At 59.5% G+C, this 8,933-nt stretch carries 7 protein-coding genes; 5 read left to right on the forward strand and 2 right to left on the reverse strand.

Annotated elements, in window-relative coordinates; genetic code table 11:
* Nucleotides 1-158: 158 nt before the first annotated feature.
* The 5 genes from AAC126_RS09370 to AAC126_RS09390 all read left to right on the forward strand — a co-directional run bounded on the left by AAC126_RS09370 (nucleotide 159) and on the right by AAC126_RS09390 (nucleotide 7,318).
* Entirely contained in the window at nucleotides 159-2,252 is a 2,094-nt protein-coding gene (locus tag AAC126_RS09370) for an acetate--CoA ligase family protein (protein ID WP_339852572.1), read from the forward strand.
* Nucleotides 2,253-2,630: 378 nt separating this feature from the next.
* Entirely contained in the window at nucleotides 2,631-4,292 is a 1,662-nt protein-coding gene (locus AAC126_RS09375; RefSeq protein WP_339852574.1) for a cyclic peptide export ABC transporter, read from the forward strand.
* 255 nt (nucleotides 4,293-4,547) lie between these two features.
* The gene (locus tag AAC126_RS09380) at nucleotides 4,548-5,720 is read left to right on the forward strand and encodes a prohibitin family protein (RefSeq protein ID WP_339852577.1); all 1,173 of its coding nucleotides are present in this window, start codon (nucleotides 4,548-4,550) and stop codon (nucleotides 5,718-5,720) included.
* A 332-nt stretch (nucleotides 5,721-6,052) separates the two neighbouring features.
* Complete coding sequence (locus AAC126_RS09385; RefSeq protein ID WP_339852579.1) at nucleotides 6,053-7,015, forward strand: DUF697 domain-containing protein; 963 nt, start codon at nucleotides 6,053-6,055, stop codon at nucleotides 7,013-7,015.
* A 111-nt stretch (nucleotides 7,016-7,126) separates the two neighbouring features.
* Nucleotides 7,127-7,318 (forward strand): hypothetical protein, encoded by a 192-nt coding sequence (locus AAC126_RS09390; protein ID WP_339852582.1) that lies wholly within the window; start codon nucleotides 7,127-7,129, stop codon nucleotides 7,316-7,318.
* A 31-nt stretch (nucleotides 7,319-7,349) separates the two neighbouring features.
* Here AAC126_RS09390 and AAC126_RS09395 read toward each other — a convergent pair whose 3' ends face one another.
* Both AAC126_RS09395 and AAC126_RS09400 read right to left on the reverse strand, forming a co-directional pair.
* On the reverse strand, nucleotides 7,350-7,733 hold the full coding sequence (locus AAC126_RS09395; protein WP_339852585.1) for a hypothetical protein: 384 nt from the start codon (nucleotides 7,731-7,733) through the stop codon (nucleotides 7,350-7,352).
* Between the two features lie 163 nt (nucleotides 7,734-7,896).
* Nucleotides 7,897-8,727, reverse strand: coding sequence for a 4'-phosphopantetheinyl transferase superfamily protein (locus tag AAC126_RS09400; protein ID WP_339852588.1), 831 nt, complete (start codon nucleotides 8,725-8,727; stop codon nucleotides 7,897-7,899).
* Nucleotides 8,728-8,933: the final 206 nt, after the last annotated feature.

Raw genomic sequence — 8,933 nt, forward strand, 5'->3', positions numbered from 1 at the left:
GAGGAAAAGTTGGCAGGATGATTCTGTCAGACGGGAGAGCGGCTTGTCATCGCTTCAGGTGGCGCGGCATGATTGAACCCACTCCCGGACCATCCGTTCCTGCTGACCCTGATCTGCCCCTGTTACCCTGCCCCTGCTGCCCTGATCGGAATAAACCCATGCGCGACACCTTGCTTGGCGCTCTCGTCTCTCCGGCCTCCATTGCCCTGATCGGTGCCTCTAACTCGGAGGGCAAGCTGACCGCGCGCCCGATGCGTTTCCTGCGCCGCCATGGCTATGCAGGCCGGATCTATCCGGTAAACCCCGCCCGCGAAACCGTATTGGGAGAGAAAGCCTGGCCATCGGTCAGCGCCATCCCGGAGAAAGTCGATTTCGCCTATATCCTGGTCGATGCCGACCCGGCCATCGCCGCGCTTGAGGATTGCGCGGCGGCGGGCGTGAAGGTTGTCGCCATTCTCGCCGACGGCTTTGCCGAGGCCGGGGAAGAAGGAGAACGGCGTCAGGCGGAGGTTCAGCGCATCGCCCGGGAGGCGGGCATGCTGCTGATCGGTCCGAACTCCATGGGCGTCGTGCATACGCCTTCCGGCTTTGCCGCGACAACGAACGCAGCTTTCGGGGCCGCCGAAATTGGCCGTGGCCGGCTCGCCGTGATTTCCCAGAGCGGCAGCGTCATCGGCACCCTGCTCAGCCGGGGGGCGGCACGCGGCATCGATTTCTCGACTTTCGTCTCGGTCGGCAATGAAGCCGCGTCGGGCATCGGCGCAATCGGCGAAATCCTGGTCGACTATCCGGAAATCGACGGTTTTCTGCTCTTCATGGAAACCATCCGTGACAGGGAAGCCCTCGGCCGGTTCGCAGCAAAGGCCCACGCGGCGGAGAAGCCCGTGGTCGCCTACATGATCGGAAAATCGGAAGAAGGCCAGGCGCTTTCGGTCTCCCATACCGGCGCCCTCACCGGCTCGACCGAAGCCGCCGACGCGCTGCTGCGCAGCTTCGGCATCCGCAAGGCCGACCAGTTGGAGACATTGCTTGAAGCCCCCGGCGCCCTCTTCAGAGCACGCCTCAAGCCCGGCCGGCCGAAGAGCGCGACCGTAATCGCCACGACCGGCGGCGGCGGCGCCATGGTGGTGGACCAGCTCAGCGCGCGCGGCGTCACCATCGCCGGAGCGAGCGTCGCAACCCGCGCCCATTTCGCCGAACGCAAGATCCCGTGCGGCCATGGCAAGCTGGTCGATGTCACCCTCGCCGGCGCCCGCTACGAGGTGATGAAAGAAGCCGTCTCCACCTTGATCAACGACCCGGAAACAGGCGTGCTGATCGTGGCGATCGGCTCTTCCGCCCAGTTCGACCCGGAACTCGCGGTCAAACCCATTGCCGATGCCGTCGCCGAGGCACCGGCGGATGCCGCACCGGTACTGGCCTTCCCGCTGCCGCACGCGCCGGACAGCATACGCCTGCTCGAAGCCGGCGGCGTGCCGACCTTCCGCACGGTCGAAAGCTGCGCCGAAACCATCGCCATGCTGATGACGGGCGCCGTTCCGTCCTCTCCGCCTGCCGGCGGCCTGCCCGATGCCGCGCGCCAGCAGATCGATGCGCTGACAGGCGGCATGGCGGACGAAGTAACCGCCGGCGCCATCTTTCGCAGCCTCGGACTTACCGGGCCCGGCCAGACCGTGCTTGACCCTGACAAGGAGGTCCCGGAAGCCTTTCCCGTAGCCTTCCCCGTCGTCGCAAAACTGGTCTCCCCGGACCTGCCGCACAAGACCGAGGCAGGCGCCATCCGTGTCGGCATCAAGAACCGCGCCGAACTTGTTACTGCGATAGCGGATATGCAGGCTTCGGCAGAACAATATCGCCCGGGCTTCAGGCTCACCGGCGTGCTTGTGCAGGAACTCTGCACCGGGCTCGGAGAAGCCCTGATCGGCCTCTCCCGCGATCCCGTCGCCGGACCGGTTGTCACTGTCGCCATGGGCGGCGTGATGACGGAAATCTACAAGGACAGCGCAGTCCGCCCGGCGCCCCTGAGCATCGAGACAGCTCGGGAGATGATCGAAGAAGTCAAAGGTTTCGCGCTGTTGCGCGGGTTCCGGGGACGTCCGAAAGGCGATCTCGAAGCCCTCGCCGAAGCGGTTACTGCCTTCTCCCTGCTCGCGCTGGACGAACGGATCGAGGAAGCCGAGGCAAATCCGGTACTGGTCAGAGAAGAAGGCACCGGAGTCACCATGCTGGATGCATTGATCCGGACCCGCTGACATAAAGGGATCGCTGCCATACGGCTGGGGTCCTCAGATATAGTTGGCCGGTCTCATGCCGTCGTGTTTGCGATATCGAACGGCTGCTTCCCCATGGATGATCCCATACCACCCAAATGCCCCGCCGAGCACACCCGCCGCATTTGAGATCTTGCGGATGACTGTGTGGTTTCCTGATTGAAACGCACAATCCGAGCACATATATATATTCACTCAATGAGTGAATTAATTAAAATTACTGCATCAATAAATAGCACATCACTCATACACCGAACTCACCGCACCACCATCGGTAGCGGCGTCTAATTCCGGCTGACACCCTCCCATGACAAGGATCGACGCGATGACTCCGGGCAGAACTCTCGCTGGAAATGAATTGTGAACCTGATCAAATTGATACGACTGGAATCGAGCGCCTCCTGGCTCAGCTTTGCCTTTCTTGCCGCGGTATCGGGGCTCGCCAATGCTCTCGTTCTTGCGGTGATCAACCTTGCGGCCAGCGATGCCGCCATACTCGATGACGAGCGGCGCACCCATCAGCTGTCGATCTTTCTTGTGGTTGTCGGAATTTATGTTCTCGCGCAGCGAACGGTGATGATCTCCTCGACCCGGGAAGTCGAAGAGATCATCCACAAGCTCCGCATACGCCTCATCGAGAAGATCCGTACAGCCGACCTCATTCCCCTGGAACGGATCGGGCGTTCGTTCATCTATTCCAGTATCAACAAAGATACCCTGACCCTGTCCCAGGCGGCGCAATCCCTTGTCGTCGGGGCGCAATCCGCCATCCTGACCCTCTTTACCTTGCTCTATATCGCCTGGCTCTCGCGCGTCGCGTTCGCCGTCTGCGTGGCCTTCACCCTGGCCGCGACCTGGTTCTATGCGAAAAATCTCAAGAGTCTGAATGCCGAACTTCAGGAAGCGGCCGCCGAGGAAAACCGGTTGTTCGATCTCCTCACCCATCTTCTGAGCGGCTTCAAGGAGGTCCGGATCAACAAGGCCCGCAGTGACGCCCTGTTCGCCGATCTGGAGCAGATCTCCGAGCGGGCAACCGACAAAAAGAAACACAGCCAATCCGGTGTGGCCAAGAGCTTCATCCTGTCCCAGACGATGTTCTATTTCCTAGTCGCCGCCATGGTTTTTCTGGTCCCGCAATTGGGCAAGTTCTTTCAAAGCGTCAGCACGAACTATCCAGAGGTCGTCATCAAGACCGCGACGGCGACCCTGTTCCTGATCGGCCCGATCGGCTTTCTGGTCAACTTCATGGCAATCTTCGCGAACGCCAATTCGGCCGCCGAAAACATCGAGCGTCTCGACCAGACCCTGAGTGAAGCCGCCAGCAAGTCAAAGGAGCACCAGGCCAATCTCCTCGGCCCCTCCTTCAAGACACTTGAGCTGAAACAGGTCAGCTTTCACTACAACGACCCGAAGATCGATACCCCCTTTGTCATGGGGCCCGTGGACCTGAAAATCCGCAAGGGCGAGATGATTTTCATCACCGGCGGCAATGGCTCCGGGAAATCGACCCTGATCAAGATCCTCGCGGGACTCTATTACCCGGTCTCGGGAAGCCTTGAGGTCAACCGCCGGCTGGTCGGGCCGGAGAGTTACGACGAGTACCGGAACATGATCTCGATCATCTTCGGCGATTTTCATCTCTTCAAGCGCCTGTACGGCGTCGACCTCGGGGATGGCACAAAGGCCCGGCGCCTGATGGAACATATGGAGATCCAGGACAAGTCCCAGCTGATCTCCGGCGAATTCTCGACGATCGATCTCTCGACCGGTCAGCGCAAAAGGCTGGCCCTGGTGGTCAGCCTGCTGGAGGACCGTTCGATCTATATTTTCGACGAATGGGCCGCCGATCAGGATCCGCAATTCAGGCGCAAATTCTATCGCGAAATCCTGCCCGAGATGAAACGGGAGGGTAAGACGGTCATCGCCGTCACCCATGACGATCAATATTTCGACATCGCGGATCGCCGGCTGCACATGGTCGAAGGCCGCTTCGTGGATCTTCCCGCGTCGCAGGATGAATGAATGGCCGGAATAATGATGGCCATCCCCGTTTCCAGAGCGGGCTACGGCATCCAGAAAACTCCAATAAATTTATTATCTTCAAATTTACGACCTAAAAGTTGCATATGGAATCTTGAGCATACATATATTCAGAAACATCCCTGACGACAGGTGACGGCGGGGAGTCAGTCCGGCGCACACAGACGGGCACAGGCGCGCGTACCAGACGCTCTGAGTCGGGCAACACAGTGAGAGGCTGGTGAGGGAAATGCGGCCATGGCAGCCCTGAGAAACTTCATGACGCGTAATCTGCCGGGCGTAACCGTGGCCTTCATGATCGCGGCGTTCATCCTGACCTACTTTGCCCCGAACATCATGATCACCATTCCCGCCGGTTATGTTGGCGTGCTCTGGAAACGGTTCGACGACGGGACGGTGACGGACCGGTTCTACCGCGAAGGCAACCGGCTGGCACTGCCATGGAACAGAATCATTCCGTATGATGCGCGGATGCAACGGGTGAGCGAGGATTACGACATCATATCCGCCAACGGCCTGGCCATCGGCGCCAACATCACATTCCGCTTCCGGATCTCCCGCAGGCTGATCGGGCTCCTGCACAAGTATCTCGGCCCTGACTATCTGAACACGGTGCTGATCCCGAAAATTGGGGCCATCGCCCGGGCTGAAGCGGCAAAATACTCCCCCGTTCATCTCTATTCCACGAACCGCGAGGACGTGGAAAAGGCGATCCTTGCTGTCGCGCGGGAACAGCTGGTGCAGGTGACACGAGATGTCCTCTCCAGCGAAAGCGAAGAACGCAAAGCCCGGCACCTTCCGCCACTGCCGGAAGCCTCGGAGCCCATCGTGAACCTCCAGGACGTACTGTTCCGCAGCGTCACCCTCCCCCACCTTGTCCAGGCAGCGATAGAGCGCAAGGAAGAGCAATTTCACGTCAATCTGGAATACAATTTCCGTCTGGACAGGGAGCGCAAGGAAAGCGAGCGCAAGGCCATTGAGGCGCGCGGTATCCAGGAGTTCCAGAGAATCGTAAGCGACGGCATAACCGACGCCTATCTTCGCTGGAAAGGCATTGATGCCACTCTCCAGCTGGCGCACTCGAACAACAGCAAGATCGTCATCATCGGCTCAGGCAAGGACGGGTTGCCCATCATCCTCAACCCGTTTGAGGGGGAGGCACGCCCGGGAGCGCATCCCGCTCCCGCTCTCGAGGCACGCTCAATACCCCCGGCAGCGACACCCAATCGGCCGGACGAAGAGGGTAACGGCATCTACCCGAACAGCTCGACAGCGGATTCGGAGCCCGCCCAGCGCGAGTCTCAAGGGGCAAGAGAAGGCGAGCCTTTCACCATGAACATGCGTCCCGCGACCACGCTGAAACAGGCAAAAACACCATCAACTCAAAAACCGCACATCAATCAAAAATAGCCCGCCATCGAGCAGGAACTCGATTTGAATTTACATGCCTCAGTCACTCAAATCGCCCGGCTCATGGAATTCATTAATTTTATCATATAGTTAAATTCAGAAACACAGAACACGCATAAATATATATTCAAGCCTGAAAAAATATGCTTTTATTTGAGTAAGAAAATATTATTCATCTTTAGAGTGTATGCAACTGATCCTCTGCGGATAACACCGAAGTCGCCCGTGCGCTTCGACTTCCTGACCAAAAACGAGGCCCCGAAGTGACTGAGAAAGACAAAAAACCTCAAGAACTCAAACGGGAAATCACGGGGCTGAAGGGAGACGTCAGGATGGCGGAACGCAAATCGCAAAACACAAAGAAAACGCTCGACGAAGCGGAAGCGCACCGCACGGCGGCCGACGCCGAGACCGAAGCCCAGAAAGCACCCCAGGCAAAGAGCGGCCGGCAGACACAGGCCCTCAAGAGAAAAGTCGAACGCACGAACAAGGTCGCGGAAAAGCTGAAGAAAGAGTCAGCCGGGCAAGAGCAGAAACCGGGCCAGCCCGGAGCCCCCTCAAATCCGCCGGAGACAGCAGCGAAGGGACTCAAAAAAGAAATGCCTGCCAGCACAAGTAAACCCGGCCAACCTACCCAGCAGGCCGGAGGCGCCGCGACCGACATAACCGCGGAGAAGACGGATGAAGCCAAAGCGCAGAGTCCGAACACTGACCAGATCAACAGAAAGGAAACTTCCGCGATGAACGCTCCCACCGACACCCCCACAACCGAAAAACCCGCCACCGACCAGCTCGTCAATTACGAGCAGGCGAAGACCGAGCTGCGTCAGCAGGACAGGCTCAAGGCGAACCAGATCATCAGCACCTACAGCGCGATCGGAGCCGGCGTGGGCATCATCCCCGTTGCCGCCGTGGACGTTGCCGGGCTTGCCACGGTGCAGCTGATGATGCTGAGCAAGCTGGCGGACACCTACAAGGTGAAGTTCTCCGGCAATCTCGGCCGGACGGTGATTTCCGCCGTCCTGGGCAGCCTCGTTCCCACGTCCCTGAAGGCCGGAACCATTGGCCTGATCCGCTCCGTACCGTTCTTCGGGCCGTTGCTCGGTCTGGCGACGATGCCTGCCTATTCATGGATGGTCACCTACGCCATCGGAACCGTCTTCGCCGACATTTTCGAACAGAACAACGACGTCAACTCGATGAACACCGAGGACGTCAAGGCGAGGGTCAAGAAAGTCATGAGCAGCCTTGCCGCCAAGGAAGCCGCGAACGCCGCGACCACACAGGCGGCCTGACGGGCCTCACCCCAACTCGCCCGCGGCCGATAGGTCGCGGGCGAGTTGAAATCCACCACGTTCACCCGACGCATTCACCTGAACAGAAACCGATCAAAAGAGAGATGAGGCGTGGAATATATTTGGTCACCGCGCGTTACGTTCGCGACACTGGTTCTGATCTACATTATCGCCTGCACGCTGGTCGGCCTGTACGGGCGCAACCGCGTCCTTGGCTTCTGGGGCTTCTTTGCCCTGTCCTACGTGTTCTCGCCGTTCCTCATGTTTCTTTTCCTTGCCGTGACCAACACGCGCCGCGGCTGAAGCCCGCCTCCTCCCTGAAGCCTGCCCCGCCTCACTCCAGCCAGGGATCACCCACCGACGAGCGGTCACAAGAGAGAACCACACGCTCTCCATCGCGCAGCGCCACTTCCGGCTGGCCAAGCGCCGTATCCCCGTCACTGCAATACCAGCCGATATAGAGATATTTGCGCACCGTGTTGAGCGGGCCGCAGACCAGCTTCCGGCGCATCAGCCTGCGCTCATCGAGGGTTGACCATTGCGTTCCGATATCCGGCAGAGAGACGACGCACGATCCGCGTCCATTGCATGCGTGCGCCACCGGCCCCATTGCCGAGCACCAGAAATCCGCAGAGCCGTATTTGGCACTGGAAACCCCGATCCGGAAACCGCAGCCGGCCCCCGTCTCCTGCCAGCCGGAGACGCCATCCCGAGACACGCATCTCGCTTCAGTCCCCATGATGCATGCCGTAGCCCCGATGCTGTACCGCATATCGGCGCGATAACATGCCGTCGATGCAGCGCCTGCATCGACGGCCGGCAAGAGCAGAGCCAATCCGAAAACAGCGGACAAACGGCACATCGCTTCCAGTCGCATTCGCTCAGCCTCCATGCATGTTCGGCAAGATATCCTGGCCGCCGTCAAGGATCGGCAGGCCGCCCTCCTCCCCGTCCGGGTCACCGCACAGGCTGGCCAGCGCATCCGGGGTCATCTCGCAAAACCGGTAAAGCATCCCATCGCCTGGAGCCGCGCGAACAGCCGCCGCAAGTACATATCCCGGCATCGGATGCATCAAACGGACATCCCACTCATCCGTGCTTCCGGCATCCGGATCGCCGCGCAACAGCGCACCGATCTCGATACATGGCGGATCCAGACGGATGGAGAAGCCATCCAGCGGAATCGACAATCCCCGCCCGACGGCTTTTGTATAGGCTTCCTTCAAAACCCAGATCGAATAGAAGGCCTCGCAGCGTGCCTCCTCTGCGAGCCCCTGCAGAGAGGCCACTTCCTCCGGCGCAAAGACCCGGCGCGCCAAATCGTCGACATCAACATCCCGCGAGACGCACTCGACATCGACGCCGAGATCACGGTTCCGGGTAATCCCGCAACAAACCAGCCCCCGCGTGTGCGAAAGATTGAACCGGAGCCCCGAGACACCTGGCTCACCGTCAAGCTCCGGCTTGCCGTGCGCATTATCCCGGAAACGGATATCCCGCGCCGGCACTCCGGTAGCCGCCTGCAGCACACATCTGCCGAGCGCATGCGCGCAGCAATAACTCCTGCTGTCCTCGGGAAAATGGAAACGCCCAGCCCTCGCGCGTTCCGCGTCATCAAGAACCTGTCCGAACGCCGCAAGATGGCGATCCTCAACAATGTCCGGCCTGAAAAACCAGACCAGAATTTCGTCATGCCCCAAGCTCAGGACCAAGTTTCGGCCTCCCCGGCTCCACTCACTCTTGAAGACCCAGCTTGACATCAGCGAGACACCACCTCAAATTGAGCAATATATTATTCATTCACCCTATAGAGCATCTTTCCCCACCAAGCCGCAACCAGAAAACACAACCATTAAGCGCTCAAAAATTTTAGCCGAAATCGTGCCTTCACACTGATAAGGCAAAGAATTTAACCCGG

The sequence above is a fragment of the uncultured Nisaea sp. genome, assembly GCF_963974195.1.
Classification (GTDB): Bacteria; Pseudomonadota; Alphaproteobacteria; order Thalassobaculales; family Thalassobaculaceae; genus Nisaea.

Bases quoted from the DNA above. Each gene is read 5' to 3' on its own strand.
- AAC126_RS09370 (WP_339852572.1), top strand. From the start codon at position 159: ATGCGCGACACCTTGCTTGGCGCTCTCGTCTCTCCGGCCTCCATTGCC.
- AAC126_RS09380 (WP_339852577.1), top strand. From the start codon at position 4,548: ATGGCAGCCCTGAGAAACTTCATGACGCGTAATCTGCCGGGCGTAACC.
- AAC126_RS09385 (WP_339852579.1), top strand. From the start codon at position 6,053: ATGGCGGAACGCAAATCGCAAAACACAAAGAAAACGCTCGACGAAGCG.